At 48.8% G+C, this 289-nt stretch carries 1 pseudogene; it reads right to left on the bottom strand.

Annotated features, from left to right (window positions below):
- Positions 1–289 (bottom strand): annotated as a pseudogene (locus A3757_RS27145) (molecular chaperone); the annotation flags it as partial.

Raw genomic sequence — 289 nt, 5'->3', positions numbered from 1 at the left:
AAGTTCATTAAACCGTGTCTGAGCCGATACATCGTTAGTGCTCACTGCGTCCCAGAAAAGCTGGGTGGGAACAGGAAGACCGCTTTTGGTTTTTGACAACATGCCCAGAAGTGGCATGAGGTGCTTTCCTGCCAGCTGAATATCAAGATCGTTCCCCCCTACTCGCTCACCGCTATGCCCTAGAAAATCTTTTGATCGATCGCTCTTATCTCGGTAAGAAGGCCCCATTCTAACCATGGCACAGTCGCTCGTTCCACCACCGATATCGACAACTAAAACCGTTTTATCT

Source organism: Oleiphilus sp. HI0117 (assembly GCF_001635235.1).
This window is presented reverse-complemented; position numbering and strand designations above follow the sequence as displayed.